The 15,321-nt window shown below is 53.8% G+C and carries 13 protein-coding genes; all 13 read right to left on the bottom strand.

Features of this window, described 5'->3' with window-relative positions; all coding sequences use genetic code 11:
• Nucleotides 1-44: 44 nt before the first annotated feature.
• The 13 genes from ACFSW8_RS16230 to ACFSW8_RS16290 all read right to left on the bottom strand — a co-directional run bounded on the left by ACFSW8_RS16230 (nt 45) and on the right by ACFSW8_RS16290 (nt 15,261).
• Entirely contained in the window at nt 45-761 is a 717-nt protein-coding gene (locus ACFSW8_RS16230) for a PEP-CTERM sorting domain-containing protein (RefSeq protein WP_377088738.1), read from the bottom strand.
• Nucleotides 762-1,154: 393 nt separating this feature from the next.
• Nucleotides 1,155-2,573 carry a sulfatase family protein gene (locus ACFSW8_RS16235; RefSeq protein ID WP_377088740.1) on the bottom strand — a complete coding sequence of 473 codons (1,419 nt, stop codon included), beginning with the start codon at nt 2,571-2,573 and terminating at the stop codon, nt 1,155-1,157.
• Nucleotides 2,574-2,626: 53 nt separating this feature from the next.
• On the bottom strand, nt 2,627-3,196 hold the full coding sequence (locus tag ACFSW8_RS16240) for a hypothetical protein (RefSeq protein ID WP_377088741.1): 570 nt from the start codon (nt 3,194-3,196) through the stop codon (nt 2,627-2,629).
• Nucleotides 3,196-3,624, bottom strand: coding sequence for a hypothetical protein (locus tag ACFSW8_RS16245; protein WP_377088742.1), 429 nt, complete (start codon nt 3,622-3,624; stop codon nt 3,196-3,198). Before ACFSW8_RS16245 ends, ACFSW8_RS16240 begins: the two co-directional genes overlap by 1 nt.
• Nucleotides 3,625-3,627: 3 nt before the next feature.
• Nucleotides 3,628-5,217, bottom strand: coding sequence for an Rne/Rng family ribonuclease (locus ACFSW8_RS16250; protein ID WP_377088743.1), 1,590 nt, complete (start codon nt 5,215-5,217; stop codon nt 3,628-3,630).
• 112 nt (nt 5,218-5,329) lie between these two features.
• Nucleotides 5,330-7,423 carry a penicillin-binding protein 2 gene (gene mrdA, locus ACFSW8_RS16255; RefSeq protein ID WP_377088744.1) on the bottom strand — a complete coding sequence of 698 codons (2,094 nt, stop codon included), beginning with the start codon at nt 7,421-7,423 and terminating at the stop codon, nt 5,330-5,332.
• A 6-nt stretch (nt 7,424-7,429) separates the two neighbouring features.
• Complete coding sequence (locus ACFSW8_RS16260) at nt 7,430-8,035, bottom strand: hypothetical protein (RefSeq protein ID WP_377088745.1); 606 nt, start codon at nt 8,033-8,035, stop codon at nt 7,430-7,432.
• A gap of 6 nt (nt 8,036-8,041) precedes the next feature.
• A complete protein-coding gene (mreC, locus tag ACFSW8_RS16265; RefSeq protein ID WP_377088746.1) occupies nt 8,042-8,845 on the bottom strand; it encodes a rod shape-determining protein MreC in 804 nt (267 codons plus the stop codon).
• A gap of 139 nt (nt 8,846-8,984) precedes the next feature.
• A complete protein-coding gene (locus ACFSW8_RS16270) occupies nt 8,985-10,007 on the bottom strand; it encodes a rod shape-determining protein (protein ID WP_377088747.1) in 1,023 nt (340 codons plus the stop codon).
• Between the two features lie 218 nt (nt 10,008-10,225).
• Nucleotides 10,226-11,062 (bottom strand): SPFH domain-containing protein, encoded by an 837-nt coding sequence (locus tag ACFSW8_RS16275; RefSeq protein ID WP_377088749.1) that lies wholly within the window; start codon nt 11,060-11,062, stop codon nt 10,226-10,228.
• A 23-nt stretch (nt 11,063-11,085) separates the two neighbouring features.
• Entirely contained in the window at nt 11,086-11,538 is a 453-nt protein-coding gene (locus ACFSW8_RS16280) for a hypothetical protein (protein ID WP_377088750.1), read from the bottom strand.
• Between the two features lie 358 nt (nt 11,539-11,896).
• The gene (locus ACFSW8_RS16285) at nt 11,897-13,330 is read right to left on the bottom strand and encodes a sulfatase family protein (RefSeq protein WP_377088751.1); all 1,434 of its coding nucleotides are present in this window, start codon (nt 13,328-13,330) and stop codon (nt 11,897-11,899) included.
• Nucleotides 13,331-13,473: 143 nt separating this feature from the next.
• Nucleotides 13,474-15,261, bottom strand: a complete 1,788-nt coding sequence (locus ACFSW8_RS16290) for a protein kinase domain-containing protein (protein ID WP_377091433.1) — start codon at nt 15,259-15,261, stop codon at nt 13,474-13,476.
• Between the last annotated feature and the right edge of the window lie 60 nt (nt 15,262-15,321).

The raw sequence follows: 15,321 nt of genomic DNA on the forward strand, positions 1-15,321 counted from the left end.
GAGTGGAGGACGGAGGTGCATGTCCTCCACTCGCAGAGTGAGGGTTACTTCCTTCTGCGGAGTCCTAGTAAGCTTAGGCTGCCGAGTGCGCTGAGCGCGAGAGAACTGGGTTCAGGAACGGCGGTGACCTGAAGGGCGTTGAAATGGATTTCGCCTGTCCCTTGGATTCCTTGGCGGAATGCTTGGGTCGTTGCGTTGGCGACGAAGGTAGTTTCGACGAGTCGAGCATAGTTCTGTCCTCCGTCGCTGAACGAAGTATAGTCTACGAGGAGGTCATCCCAGGTGGATCCATCGCGTGAGAAGTGGAGGAAGCGGCCGGTAAAACTACCTCGGTTATCGACGACGAGGGCTTGGATGGTATAGGTGGTGCCGATGGATAGGCCCTCGATAGCGAAGCCATCACCTTGAGAATTTCCATAGGTAAAGGAATTGAGCAAGGCGAGTTCGTCTCCTGTTTGGAAGCCTGCGAGGCCGAGTTCGGAGTAGCCGGCAGCGGAGTCTCCGGAGGAGACATCGCTACTGCCCCACTTGATGTTTCCTGCGATAGCCTGAGCGGCGCCTGGGTCTCCGCTGAAGGTGACACCGTTGATAGTGACGTCGGTGGAGCTGCCAAAGTTGTATGCGAGCAAGGTTGTGCCTTTGACGATTTGGTTGGCGTTCGTGAAAGCTGTATCAGTCCAAGTGAGTGTGGCCGCGTGACTTGAGCTGAGTGCAGCGAGTAGCCCTCCGATAAGGAAAGCTGGGATTTTAGTTTGTTTCATCGTTGTTTATTTATGTTGGGGTTCAAGGAGCATGGATTGTAGGGGATGCTCGGGAACGATGAGAAGGGGAGGCTACGTTAATTTTGGGACGGATTGCGCAGATGTATGACAGGCAAAAAGAGATTGGTTCTATGTTGGTTGAATTAGAGGGGGAGAGCTGTGGGGGCGATCGATGTGTTAGGGGGGGATACCATCTCTCGACTCGCAATAGACGAATGAGGTGTGGTAAAGTCTTGTGATTTTGCGCTGCGCGATTTCAGAGAGCATCGGATTATCTAGCATAATCTCATCGTTGTCATTCAATTGTCCCGCGCGTGCGGGACGCCTTCACTCTGCCTTGATATTCTGCAAGCTCATTCCGACCATTCGTCCATTCCGCTTCGATCAATGGTATTAGTTCTTGAACGCATCAAACTCTGGGTTGACGCAGCGTTTTTTCCAACGTTTGTAGATGGCTTTTAGGCTGGCTTCGGGCTCTGGCTGCATGCCTTTGTCTCCGGTTTCTTTTTGCCACTGTTCGAGGATTGCGATGTGTTGTAGGAGGACGTCGGCATAGTTTGGATCCTCTGCTAGATTATTGAGCTCATGTGGGTCATTATTGAGGTCATAGAGTTCGTGAGCTGGGCGTGGTCCGAAGTAGATGTGGTCGATTTTGGGATCGAGAGAGCCCTCCTTATGCATTTTATGGAGTTCTTTGACGACGCCTTTACCGTCGCGGTATTGGGGTTGGAGGAAGATGCGGTCGGTTTTATAGTTTCTGAGGTAGCGGAATGATTCGGTGCGTACGGTGCGCGTGACATCGATAGTGAAGTCGCAGCGATCACGGGCGGAGATCACAAATTTGCGCGGGGAGAAGTTTGGTGCGAAGAGGTTTTGACCTTCGAACCAGGTGGGTTGGGGGATGTTGGCGAGAGCGAGGGTTGTGGCGCTGAGGTCGAGGGCATTGACGAGGTCGGAGCGGCGTTTGGCTTGGGGGATACCGGGGCCTGCGATAATGCAGGGCACATGGACGCCGCCTTCGTAGCAAAATTGTTTATGGCGGACCGAGAGGTTATTTCCGTGGTCTGAGAAGAAGAAGACGATGGTGTTATCGGCGCGGCCGGTGGCTTCGAGTTCGTCGAGGACTTTTTTAACATCGTTGTCGGTGACTCGGACGGTGTTGTAGTGGTTAGCCCAGATTTGTTTAAAGATGGGGGTGTTCGGGTAATATCCGGGAACCGTGAGGGTGGTGGGATCTACTTTGGAAGGGGCCGCTTTAGGATTGGACTTTCCGCCGCGGAGCTGGATTTGGGCAAAGAAGGGTTTGTCCTTGGGGAGGTCAGCAAGTTTACCACCGCCGGGTTTGGCGATGCGTTTGTTTCCTGCTTCTGTGGAGCCGATGGTGTAGAGTGTGCTGCGGTTGTAGTGGAAGTTATAGTCATCTTTCCCGCGGTTCATGGTGGCGTAGCCATTATCGCGCATGATTTCGGGCAGAGTTTTCCAGCCTTTGGGCAGATTGATGTAGGCGTCAGGGCTGCGTGAGGAACGGTGGTTGTGGGTGCCACTGGTGGTTTGCATGGCTCCGGTGATGAGGGCTGAGCGGGTAGCTGAGCAGACTGGTGCGGGGGTATAGCAGCGTTCTAACAATGTGCCACGCGCCGCGAGTGCGTCAATGTGTGGCGTGTGCTTGGCATTGACCTTATCACCGTAGCAACCGATCCAGGGGGAGAGGTCTTCGGTGTAGATCCAGAGGATATTCGGCTTTTGGGGAGCAGCGTGAGCGAGAACGATGCCGATGGCGGTAGCGAGGAGAAATAGAAGCCGAGTTTGCATATCCCTACTATGGCTGGGGCAGGGATTCTATTACTCAGAAATTGGTGAGGGACTCAACGCTGGATGACATTATCATTGTGGTAGATGATCGAGAAGGTCGAGCGGCGTTGGTTGCGGAGTCCATCGCGGACTTCGGTTTTGGTGATCATGAGGAAGAGACCGGAGACTGGTTCGATGTGGTAAGATATCGAGTCGGTGGTGAAATTATCTTTATCGGTATTGCGCTTTTTCTTGGTGAGCTTGAATTGGCCGTGTTGGGCGGTGAGGGCGCGTTTGGCTTCGCTGAATCTGAGTTCTGCGAGGTCGAAGCTCATTTTGGGATCTGCGAAGTTGAGGGTGACTTCATAGAGTTTACCTTTATTGAAGCGGGCCTCGAGTGAGGAGGCTTGGTGGGAAGGGAGGTTGCCCTTGGAGTTACTGATAATGACGTGGCGTTCATCGATCTGGTGGCCGGGGAGGCTGAGGGTAACGTCGAGCTTATGGCGTTCGGCCCAGTCGAAGAGTTTTTCGGGGGTATCTCCCCACTTGAGCCCGAAGGGTGGGGAGAGCAAAGCCTGTGCTTGGCTGGCTGCGAGAGTGAGCAGCCAGCAAGCAAGGCTTGCGATGAGGAGAAGGGGTTTCATTATTTTTTAAAGATGTCGGTGTAGGCGGAGACGATGCTCATCACCAACTTATAGATGAGGAAGAGCAATGCTGCGACGACAATGACGCCTGAGAAGAGGATGCCAACGACGACCCAAAGCGGCCACCACTTTTTCTGGAGGAAGCGAGCGAACTTTGGGTTGGTAGCGAGCTGGGCAAGCTTGGCCATGATGCGCATTTTGAGGGGGAGCTTGCCCCCCTGCATCCCAGCCATGGCTGACATATCTGGCATGCCTCCCATCCCGCCCATGGCCCCGAAAGCGGCAAAGGGGTTATTCGGGTCGATGTTTGGCATATCGCTCGGTGTCGGGCCAGGAGTTTTGGCCTGACGCGTTGCGGCAGATTTCTTGTTGTTGGCGCTGAGGACCTCGTCGACCTTCGCCTCAACGACTTTACGATCCATAGCCATGGTTTAGTTACTCTGGAAGATGGTTTTCTCGGTTTGGGCGTCGATGACGACGAATCGCTCGCGGTGGAGGGTGGCGTCGGTGCGGAAGATGAGTCGTCCGCTGTGTGTGCGCTCGAGTTCCATGAGGAGCTTAGAGTCTTCTTTCTTGAAGCGGTTGAGGACGTCAGGGTTGACCATGACGATGAGGTCGCCGAGTTGTTCGCTGTTGCGTTGGATGACGGTATTGAGTCGGCGTTGGATTTCCACGGACATGGTCATGGTGGTTTTGACGCGGCCACGGCCCTGGCAGTATGGGCAGGGTTCGTACATGGTGTCGCGGAGTGACTCATTGAGGCGCTGGCGGGTCATTTCCATCAAGCCGACTGGCGAGATTTGCATGACTTGAGTTTTTGCCTTATCGCGCTTGAGGCGTTCTTTCATGGCGCGGTAGACGGCCATTTGGTCACGGCGGTGGCGCATGTCGATGAAGTCGACGACGACGAGTCCACCGATATTACGCAGGCGCAATTGGCGGGCGACTTCTTCAGCGGCTTCGACGTTGGTTTGGAGAATCATTTTATCGACATCTTTGGCGCCTTTATTGCGGCCGGTATTGACGTCAACGGCGATGAGGGCCTCGGTTTCATCGATGACGAGGTAGCCGCCACAGGGGAGCCAGACTTGGCGGTGGAAGGCTTCATCAATTTGTTTTTGGACGCCGATTTTATTAAAGATCGAGCGACGTGACGGGTAGTGGTGGATGCGACGTTTTGCGCGGCGGGAGATTTTGCCGGCGACTTCACGCATGAACTCGGTAGTTTCGAGGTCATCACAGATGATTTGGTCGACTTCATCGGTGAGGAAGTCGCGCGCGGTGCGCTCGATGAGGCCGGGTTCTTGGAAGGTGCAGACAGGGGCAGGCTTGGCGTCGCGCTTACGTTCGACTTCTTCCCATTGCTCGAGGAGCATGGCAAGGTCGCGGACGAAGTGGCGGGCGCGCTGGCCTTGAGCGACGGTGCGCATGATGATGCCCATGCCATCTGGGACCTTGAGCTTTTGCATGATGCGGCGGAGGCGCTGGCGCTCTTTCGGGTCGTCTACTTTGCGTGAGATGCCGAATTGTTCGGAGAAGGGCATGAGGACGAGGTAGCGGCCAGCGAGTGAGACGTTGGTGGTGACGCGTGGGCCCTTATTGCCGATGGGGCCTTTTGAGACCTGGATCATGATTTCAGATCCGATTGGGTAGATATTAGGGATGTCCTTAGAAGTGATTTTCTTTTGTTTTTTCTTTGGGCGTCCTTCGCGTTCAATTTCTTCGAGTCCACCGTCGAGGGCGGCAGGGATGGCGTCCCAGAAGTGGAGGAAGGCATTTTTCTCCATGCCGATATCAACGAACATGGCTTTGAGGCCAGGTTCGATATTTTTGACGGTACCTTTGAAGATACCGCCGACGATATTGGCATCGCCTTCACGCTCGACCTCGTATTCTTCGAGGCTGCCGTTTTCGATGAGAGCGACACGGCGTTCAAGTTTTTCTGCATTAATGACGAGTGAGACACCCTCACGAGGGTTTGGCTCACCGATGCCTAGTGCTTTTTTGATTTTTTTGATCATGATAAATAGTTCGATTAAATTGGTTAGAAGTGTTTTGTTGGGTGTTTGAAATCTTTTGAATGATTAGTAATTAGGTGGAGTTAGGGGCTCTTGATAGCCCAAAATGTGAGATTTATTCTTGGATGGGAATTGCGCGGGGGATGACTGAGCCTCGGGAGTCGATTTCTGCGCGGATGGTGGGTTGTGGAAGTTCTTCAGGTTCTTCGGGTTCTGGGTGGATGATGACGATGGATGAAGCTTCGTCTCCCGTTTCGCCGTCGGCCATGAAAGCTGCGGCGAGTGGGTTGTCATCAGGGAGTGATATTTCTTCGATGAGGTCGGTATTTCCGACATAGGGGGTTTGTTTTTTGAGTGGGAGGGTGTCCCCGGCTTCTTGGGCGAAGAGTCCGGTGAGGATAAGTTTGACGAGAGGGCCTGCGACTTTACCACCGCTGCCGCCTCGTTTGACGGCGACGGCGACGACGTAGCGAGGGTTATCGTATGGGGCGAAGGCGACGGTCCATGCGACGTGGGTTTTGATACCGAGGTCGGAGGTTTGAGCGGTGCCTGTTTTTGCGCCGATTTCGACTTCATCTGGGGCGGCGCGGCGGGCGGTGCCGCCGACTTTGTTAGCGGCGAGGAACATCCCTTTTCTGATAGATTCGAGGTGATTGGGGGCGAGGCCTTGCTGGATGAGGTTGGCTTTTAGTTTTGGTTTATTGGAGATTTGGATTCCGAGGTCTGGGTGGCTGACTTTGCGGACGATTCGGGGCTGGTAGAGTTTGCCGCCATTGGCGACGGCGGAGACGACAGCGGCCATTTGTAGTGGGGTGGCTTCGGAATCTCCTTGTCCGATGGAGAGCATGCCGGTGAGGGCGGGTGTCATGGATTTGTTTCGGTTATCGCGGCGCCACTGGGCGCTGCCGGGCACGATACCTTCGGATTCTTTAGGAAGGCGGATTCCGGATGCTTGGCCGAGTCCGAGCATTTGGTAGGTATCGACCATTTTTTGGGTGCCAATGGTATTGGCGATTTTCATGAAGTAGGGATTACAGGAGCGTTGGATCGCTTCTTCGAGGTCGAGGACGCCGTGGCCCCAAGTTTTCCAGCATCGGATTTTTGCCTTTCCGTAGGGGGTAAAGCCGACGCAATTGCAGTGCATTCCGTGGAGGTCGTGGATGGAGCCGGCGATGGCGGCGGGGATTTTGAAGGTTGATCCTGGGGGGAAGTTGCTGATGGCACGGTTGAGGAAGGGGGCTGATTTATTTTCGCGGTAGAAGGCGTAGCGTTTGGCAGAGATGTTGGGGATGAAGTCGTTAGGGTTGAAGTCGGGGACTGAAGCCATGGCGAGGACTTCACCGTTGCGCGGGTCCATGACGACGGCGGCGGCGCGGCCGGCGCGGCGCAGTACGGTTTCGGTGAGGTATTGGATACGGGCGTCGAGGGTGAGTTGGACTTCTGAGCCTTGGGATGGTTTGACGTAGTCGACGACGCGGAGGTTTTTGCCTTTTTCGTTTTTGAGGATGGTACGGATACCTTCGTTGCCGCGCATGTATTGGTCCATGGTGGCTTCGACGCCGGAGATGCCTTTGGGGTCACCAGTGTAGTGTTTGAAGTCTGGTGGGACATCTCCTTTTTCCCATTGTTTGAGGTAGCCTAGGCTGTGTGAGGCGAGGGCGCCGAATGGGTAGATGCGGCGTGGGTTGACGGTGACGTATACACCGGGGAGTTCGAGGTTATGTTCTGCGAAGTGGGCGAATTGGTCATAGCTGAGGTCATCTCGAAAGACGTAGGGGACGAGGCCGCCGTGGGTTTTGTAGTGGGCTTCCAGAGCATTTGCGCTGTATTTGGCATCGATGCCTTGTTGGGCGAGTTTTGGGCGGACCCAATTGTTGATGATATCGACGATGCCGGGTGGTTGAGCCTCTTTATCTCCTTTATGTTGTTCCCAGAAGTGCTGGAGGAAGTCCTGGTGGATTTCTTTGAGGTTAAAGATGAGTTGGTAGTTGCGGTTATTTTTGGCGAGGACGACACCATTGCGGTCGGTGATTTCGCCGCGGACGCCAGGTTCTCGGACATGGACTTCGTAGTTGGTGGGGACCTGAGCGCGGAATTCGTCTTGGCGGTTGATTTGGAAATCGTAGAGTTGCGTGAGCAAGACACCGCAGCCCACCAAGATGATCAAGGTGAGGATGTAGATACGGTATCTGTAACGCGGGCGAGACATTGGGGACTAGGAATCGAGAGTGTAGGCTTCAGGGGTAAAGTAGCGGCGCTTGAGGCCGTCATAGCGGATGGTGTAGTCGAACCATTTGGCGAGTTTGAAGAGGATGGCGAAGATCAGGGGGGAGCAGAGCATGGTCATGGCGGCGGTGAGCCAGATCTGGGTGAGCACTTTGCCTGGGAAAATCCACTCGCCTCTGACGAAGGTGATGAGGAGGAATTCGGCGAGCAGGTAGAGGAAGATGGCGATGCCTGAGAGGATGGCGGAGAGTTGCCAAGCGCCCTTGCGGAAGAGGGGTTGGATGCCTTGCATGAGAACTCCCATGAGGCCGAAGAGGAGGATGGAGTAACCGAAGCGCAGGGCGTCAGTTTGATGGATATAGACTTCGGGATCGCCCCCTTGGGGGCCGAGTGTGTTGTTCGCATCCCAGAGGAAGCCGGCGAGGAAGGCGAGGCCCAACATGGGTGAGAAGCCGACAGTGACGGCGCTACAGAGGAAGACGAGGTGGAGCAGCAGGATACGCGCATCAAATAGAGCCGTCACAGCCGGGATAAATTGCTGTAGGATACAGGCAATTATCACGAGGAGGAAGAGGCTGATGTGGTATCTGATCACGGTGGTTTACTGGTGTCCTAGCAGGACGAATACGGTATCGAGGGCCGCAAAGTCTACTGCAGGTTTCACCAGAGCCTCCGCATCAATGGCACCCACTTCTGAGGACACGATGGTGCCCAGGGTGATATTGGCGGGGAAGAGTCCACCACGGCCAGTGGTAACCACTGTGGAGCCGGGTTTTATCTTAGCCTCTTTAGACAGGTAGCGCAGGCGGAGCATGGGGGAGTCTCCGTGTTGGGCGCGTTGTCCACTGAGGATGCCGACTTCTTGAGTGCCTTTGATCTTTGCAGATACTTGGCATTTCTCATCGGTCAGCAAAATCACGGTGGAGGTCTCGTCGTTGGGTCGGTCTACCTTACCGACGAGTCCTTCTGCAGCAAGCACTGGGAGTTGGACTCCCACTTGGTGCTTTTGCCCGCGGTCGATGGTGATGGTTTCCCACCAAGTCGCAGGCTTGCGGCGTATGAGTTTTGCAGCGATCACGCTGAAAGGGGAACGTTGCTGGAATTTGAGCGCAGCACGTAGTTGAATATTTTCTTCTTCTAGCTTCCTGAGGTGTGAGGCTTCGGTTCGCAGTTTGACGAGTTCGGCTTCGGCGGCGTCAAGTTTGGCAGCGATGGTTTGTGAGTGTTCGACTTCATCGGTGAAGGCGCGGGCCTTGGTTTCGAGTGCTGCACCACTTTTGAGGAAGGGGCCGACTGCAGCGTAGTAGCTGCGTTGAATCTGGCGCACGCCTTCTTCACTGCGGGTGAGTGCCCAGGCAACTCCCGCAAGGAAAAGAAGTAAGGTGATGAGATTCAGTGGCTTCATGTCAATTCGTGAGGCGCATTGGGGGAGGTGCTGAAGAATGTGTCTTGGTAGTGACGTTTGAGGAAAGTGGAGGCTTTCAGGCAAATGTCAAAAAAGGCGAACACATCGGGTAGCAAAGTCGGGGGGGATTGTCGAAGACTTAGTCCATGTTTGTGACACGGCGCAGGAGGTTGATTTCCTGGAGCGATTTTCCGGTGCCTTCAGCGACAGCTGAGAGGGGGTCGTCGGCGACGTGGACGGGAAGGCCAGTTTCTTCTTTAAGGCGTTTATCGAGTCCTTTGAGCAGGGCACCACCGCCGGCGAGAACGAGGCCGCGGTCGACGAGGTCGGCGGCGAGTTCTGGTGGGCAGCGTTCGAGGGTGGTACGGACGGCGTCGACGATGGTAGAGACTGGGTCGGCCATGGCTTCGCGGATTTCTTCCGAGGAGATTTTCATGGTTTTTGGGAGGCCTGCGACGAGGTCACGGCCTTTCACTTCCATGGTGACTTCTTTAGGCATTGGGAATGCGGAGCCGAGTCGGATTTTAATTTCTTCAGCGGTGCGTTCACCGATCATGAGGTTGTATGCGCGCTTCATGTAGGAGATGATGGCTTCATCGAGCTCATCACCGGCGGTGCGGACGGAGCGGCTGTAGACGATACCGGCGAGTGAGATGAGGGCGACTTCGGTGGTGCCTCCGCCGATGTCGACGATCATGTTACCAGAGGCGTCTTGTACGGGGAGCCCGACACCGATAGCGGCGGCCATGGGTTCCTCGATGAGGAAGACTTCGCGGGCACCGGCTTGTTCAGCGGACTCACGGACGGCACGGCGTTCCACTTCGGTGATACCGGAGGGGATGGCGATGACGACGCGTGGGTTGGAGCGGCGTTTGTTATTGGCCTTGCGGATGAAGTGGCGGAGCATGGCTTCGGTGACTTCGAAGTCCGCGATGACGCCATCTTTGAGAGGGCGGATGGCGACGATGTCACCAGGGGTACGGCCGAGCATACGTTTGGCATCATCACCTACGGCGAGGACGTTGTTGGTGCCGGCTTTTACGGCGACCACTGAGGGTTCACGGAGAACGATGCCCTGGTCTTTGACGTTGACCAGGGTGTTTGCAGTGCCGAGATCGATCCCGATGTCACGGGAGCGCCAGCCAAAGAATTTTGAGAACATGTAGCAGTCTAGAAGTTAATCGATTTCTGAAATTGGGGAAAGTTTGCGGCCGGTGCCACGATTTCACTACGCGAGGTAGGTGATGCAGCTGTCAGGAGAAAAACGAGAATTCTCCCATGCTGTGAGCGACTATTTGACCAGCGGGGGCGGAGGTCAAGCGGATAGTGGTCTCAGACACTTATTGTGGCGCAGATCGATGCTTCTGAAGAGAGGGGTGCTTAGCTTTGAGAACCGAGCGAGAGGATGCCCTTGAAGTCTGAGGGAAGGTAGACTTTTTCTGCTGGGTTTTTGGAAATGGTCTCAAAGCCTGCGATGTATTTTTGGGCGACGAGAATATCCCCTGCTTTTTCGCCGAGGGCATTGTGGAGTTGGTTGGCGTATTCAGCATCTGCGGCGGCGAGGATTTTGATGGCTTCGGCTTGGCCGCGGGCGGCGATTTGGGCGGCCTCTGCCTCGGCGGTAGCGAGGGTGACGGCAGCTTTAGCTTTACCTTCGGCTTCGGCGATGGCGGCTCGGCGTCTACGTTCGGCGTCGAGTTGTTGGCGCATGACTGAGAGGGTTTGTTCGTCGGCATCGAATTGTTGGACTTCGACACGAATGAATTGGACGCCCCATTTGGTGCCGACCTCTGCTAGCTGTGAGGCGATTTGGTCGTTGAGTTCTTGGCGGCGGGCGACGGCTTCATCGAGGTCGAGGTTACCGATGACTGCGCGAAGGGCGTTGAGAGCGGCATTTTCGATGGCGAGAGGGAGTTGGTCGACTTCGTAGATTGCCTTTACTGGGTCGGTGACGCGGTAGGAGATGACGGCGTTAGTGGTGACACTAGCGTTGTCCTTGGTGAGACATTGGCGCGAGGGGGTGTCGTAGGTTTGCTCGGAGAGTTCGATTTGGTAGCCGAGTTTGTTATTTTTGTCCCCCCAAGAGGCGTCGACATACTTAATGGTTTCGAGAAATGGGATGGCAAAGTTGATACCGGCACGCTGGGTGCGTGAGTATTTGCCGAAGCGTTCGATGATGACGGTGTGGTTTTGTGGGACGGTATAGATGAGTTTCATAGTGATAAAATGTTGGGTAATGTTTACGGGGTGTCTTTTTGTAGGACGGGGATGCCTTGGTTGATGGCAATGACGGTTACTGCGTCATTTGCTGCAAGGGAGTCCGCAGAAGTGAAGGGCATGAGATCGCCTTCGAGTCGGGCGAGGAGTTTGCCATCATGTGACTCGATGGTGGCTTGGGTACCGATGAGTCGATGGAGTGGCTCGTCTGGGAGTTTTGATTTAGCGATGTAGGTATTAACGAAGGTGGCGACGTATTTTTTGAAAAGCCAGTAGTGAAGTAGGATTAAGGAGGCCCAACAGAGAATGCCGATAATGACACTGTAGAGGATGGGGGCTCCGATTGCGTGTGTGATGGCGAGAGCAAAGAGACCGTGTGCTAGAATGCTGCTGACATCTGTTGGGATCACGAAGTCGACGAGAATCAGGATAATTCCTACGAGGATAATGGTTTCGTAAAAGTTTTCGAATGGCATGGGTGGTAGATAGGGTCAGTGGGGGGGGGCGGAACGCTGCTAATTTATCGATTGTCTGCATTTCCAAAGGTATCGGAGAGCTGGAACGACAGGGGGTGTTCTAGTCGGTGGAGGTGCCGATGTAAATGGGATATCGCGGCAGTTAGAGAGTGGTGCTTAGGTACTTCATAGTGTGAGCATGAAGCAGGAGGCGTGGTGCTGTAGACTACAAAGTGTCATACAAAATATAATGAGGCGTAGCACCGTGCTACGCCTCAGCCTAAGGAAATGGGGAAAAAATGGGTTTCCCCATCAGAAACACTATAACACAGAATGGGTTAGTTTCCAGTAGAAATGGGGGGGAGGGAGAATGGGGAGATTACTTATTTGGGAGTGGTTTATTGGTGACGAGTGGGTCTTTCATGGATTGCATTTGTTGATTGAGCAATTGTCGCATGGCGTCGAGCTGGGAGGCGTATTGTGGATTTTGGGAGAGGTTGGTGATTTCTTTGGGGTCCTTTTGAAGGTCGAAGAGCAATTCGATGTCATCCTTGGGGTACCAGATGAGTTTGAAGTTTTTGGTTTTGACCATACGTTGTTTATTGAGGAAGGCGCCGTAGATCGGTTTATCTTTTTGGAGCTTTGGGTTGTTAATGATGGGGAGGACGCTTTCAAAGGCGACGTGTTTGGGAATGGGGGCGCCTGCGGCATCGAGGATGGTGGTCATGGCGCTCTGAAGGTAGATGGGGGTGTCGAAAGTTTTTCCGCTTGGAATGTTAGGGCCTTTGATAATCCATGGAGCGCGGAGTGAATGTTCGTACATGTTTTGTTTTCCCATGAGGCCGTGGTGCCCACAGGCGAGTCCGTGGTCCGAGGTGAGGACGACAAGGGTGTTAGAGGCTAGACCATGTGCGTCTAGGGCGTTGAGCACTCTGCCGATTTGGGCATCGGTGTGAGAGATAAGGGCGTAATATTCCTTTCGGTTAACTCGCAGGGCGTATTCGGAGCGGGGCATGGGAGCGGTTTTTTCATCGCGCATGCCTTTGAGGCCCATGGTTTCGAGGTGTGGGTTTTGTGGGTAGAATGGTTGGGGAACTTGGATGTCTTCGAGCTTGTAAAGGTCTTGGTATTGTTGGGGGGATTGACGTGGGTCGTGTGGGGCATTGAAGCAGAGGTATATCATGAAAGGGCGCTTCTTCTTTGAAGCTTGTTTGATGAAGGTGATACCGTCGTCGGCGAGAACTTCTGACCAATGCTTGCCACCTTTATAGAAGCCACCGAATTTAGGATCTGTTGGGTCCCAAGGGTCTGGTTTGCCTGGTTTGGGTCTGTTGTAGCTTCCCTTTGCACTGGGCATATTCGGGCGAATATTGATGACGTTATCGAAGGAATCGTGGACGAGGGAGCTATCATTGTTGCCGATATGCCACTTTCCTGAGAAGTAGGTTTCGTAGCCAGCTTGGTTCATAAGCTGAGGGAAAAAGAGCTGTTTGCTGATGAAGTTTTCGCGGAGGTCTTTGGAGGAGGCTGTGTCGGCGGCATCCCAGAGCTGGAGGCCAGTCATCATCATGGTTCGGCTGGGGAGGCACATGCCGCTACGCCAGGCACCTGAATTGTATGCATGGGTAAAACGTGTCCCTTGTTGGGCGAGAGTGTCCATGACTGGTGTCTTGACGACATTATTCCCGTAGGATCCTAGGGTGTTGTAGGCGTGGTCGTCGGTGAGTATAAACAGAATATTTGGTTTCTGGGCGGCGTGGTTGGTAGTGAGAGAGAGCAGCCAAACTAGGATGAGTGAGAGGTGGGCCTTCATGTGGTATAAATATGTTAGGTCGATTCACGGGAGAGGCAGAACTGGACTCGTTGGGAGATGGTACTGCGACTCATTGTTTATGAGTCGCAGTGAGGGGAGGAATTGGTCGGAGAAATTTTAATGCAGTAGGGGTAGAGGGGGGACTACTGCAAGTTTATCTTAGGGACGAGAGAACGCGGGATTTTGAGGATGAATTGTTGGTTGTTTGGGGTATTGTCGATGACGAGTTGTTTGACGGGGAGGAGCTGGAAGAGCGGGGCGTCGAGTTGCTTTTTATTCTTTGTAAGCATGTGCAGGGCAACGTCACCATTGCCGCTAAGGTCGAGGATTTGATTTACGGCATCGTAGTGGAATTTGAGCGTTTTTTTATTAAAGAATTCCAACATTGCGTGAACGACGACGGCATGGTCCTCTGGGGAGCTTACTGTGCCATCGTAGTGGAGCATATAGCGTCTGAGGTAGATGCGCTTGGGGTCGAGTTTAGCAAGGAGTTCGACGAGGTCTTGGGCTTTTAGCGGGTATGAATGAGAGCTATACTCTTCAGCGAGGGAGGTAAGGTCATGTATGCTGTTTGTGTCATCTGGGGTGTCACCACTGAGTTTGTTTGCGCGATTGAAGTTGGCAGCAGCTTCTGTGAAGTTCTGCACGACGAAGTATGAGAAGCCGAGTTGAAGGAGAGCTGCAGGATTGTTAGGGTGCTCTTTCACTGCGCGTTTGGCATCTGCGAGAGCCTGTTTGTTCTTGAGCATGTCAAGGTGTAGGCGGTTGATGTTGACACGGACATTAGCGAGTGTGAGAGTGGCTTGATCTTTAGCTTTTTCGGCGTCAGAGGCGAGTTGTTGGGCGTTTAGAGCGGCATCTAGGGCTTGTTGTGTAGCGCGTCTTGAGAGCTCAGCGCGTTGTTCTGCGTCTTGGGCGAGGTCTCGGGAGAGGAGGGCTGAGCGTTCACTTTTTTTGAGGGCTGAGATGTAGAATACAGACGAGCCGATGAGCGAGAGGAGAAAGAGTGTGGTGAGGTTGCAGAGGAGACGGTTTCGCTGGTAGAAGAGTTTTGCGCGAGTGAGCTTGTTCGCCTCTTCTGCGTGGGTTGCGAAACCCTCTAGGTACTTTTGTATTTCTGATAGGAAAGCATCAGCAGTCTGATAGCGTTGATCTGGGTTTGGGGCTAATGCTTTCTCGACGACAGGGAGAAGTCGGCTGGGGATCTCAGGGCATTCGAGTGGTAGGGGAGATGGAGTGCGCGTATTTGTTAGGACTTCGGAGTCATTTTTGCCGGGGATAGGTGAACGGCCGGTGAGCAGATAAAAGAAGAGGGCACCGAGTCCGAAAGTGTCGGTTCTTTTATCTAGAGATCCATGGCCGTGGGCTTGTTCTGGAGCCATGAAGCCGGGGGTGCCTTTGATGTAGCCTCTGGTTTTGTTATTTCTGAAGAGGTCGGCATCTATTTGGGTGGAGATACTGGAGGCTAGCCCCCAGTCGCAGACAAGGATTTGGTCTTGTTGGCCGATGGTGATGTTATTGGGTTTGAGGTCGAGGTGGAGGATATCCATGCTGTGGGCGTATGCGACAGCACTGCAGATTTGGGAAAAGATGAGAAGACGCTCTGTGAGGGTGAGCTCGAGATTGATTTTGTCGGCTATTGTTTTGCCAGAGGTTAGCTCCATGGTGAACCAAGGAGTCGAATCGGTGATGCCGAGGTCGTAGATTCTGATGATGTTAGGATGTTCGAGAGACGAGGTGATTTGGACCTCTCGGATGAAATCGACGGCTTGCTCGAGAGTGCTATTGGTGTTTTTGATGCGCGCCAGAGCGATGAAGCGTGAGCAATAGTTATCGTACACACTATAAACTGCTTTGATTGCTCCTTCTGCTATGAAGGATTCATCGCTATAGCGGGTATCAGCGAGTAGCTCAATGGGCTGGTCAGGAATGGCACGGACTTAAGCGGTTTTTCGTGTAGCCCCTCTATGCGGGATTTCTCTAAAGGTTTT

Origin of the sequence: Rubritalea tangerina (assembly GCF_042683245.1) — a bacterium.
GTDB classification, from domain to species: domain Bacteria; phylum Verrucomicrobiota; class Verrucomicrobiia; order Verrucomicrobiales; family Akkermansiaceae; genus Rubritalea; species Rubritalea tangerina.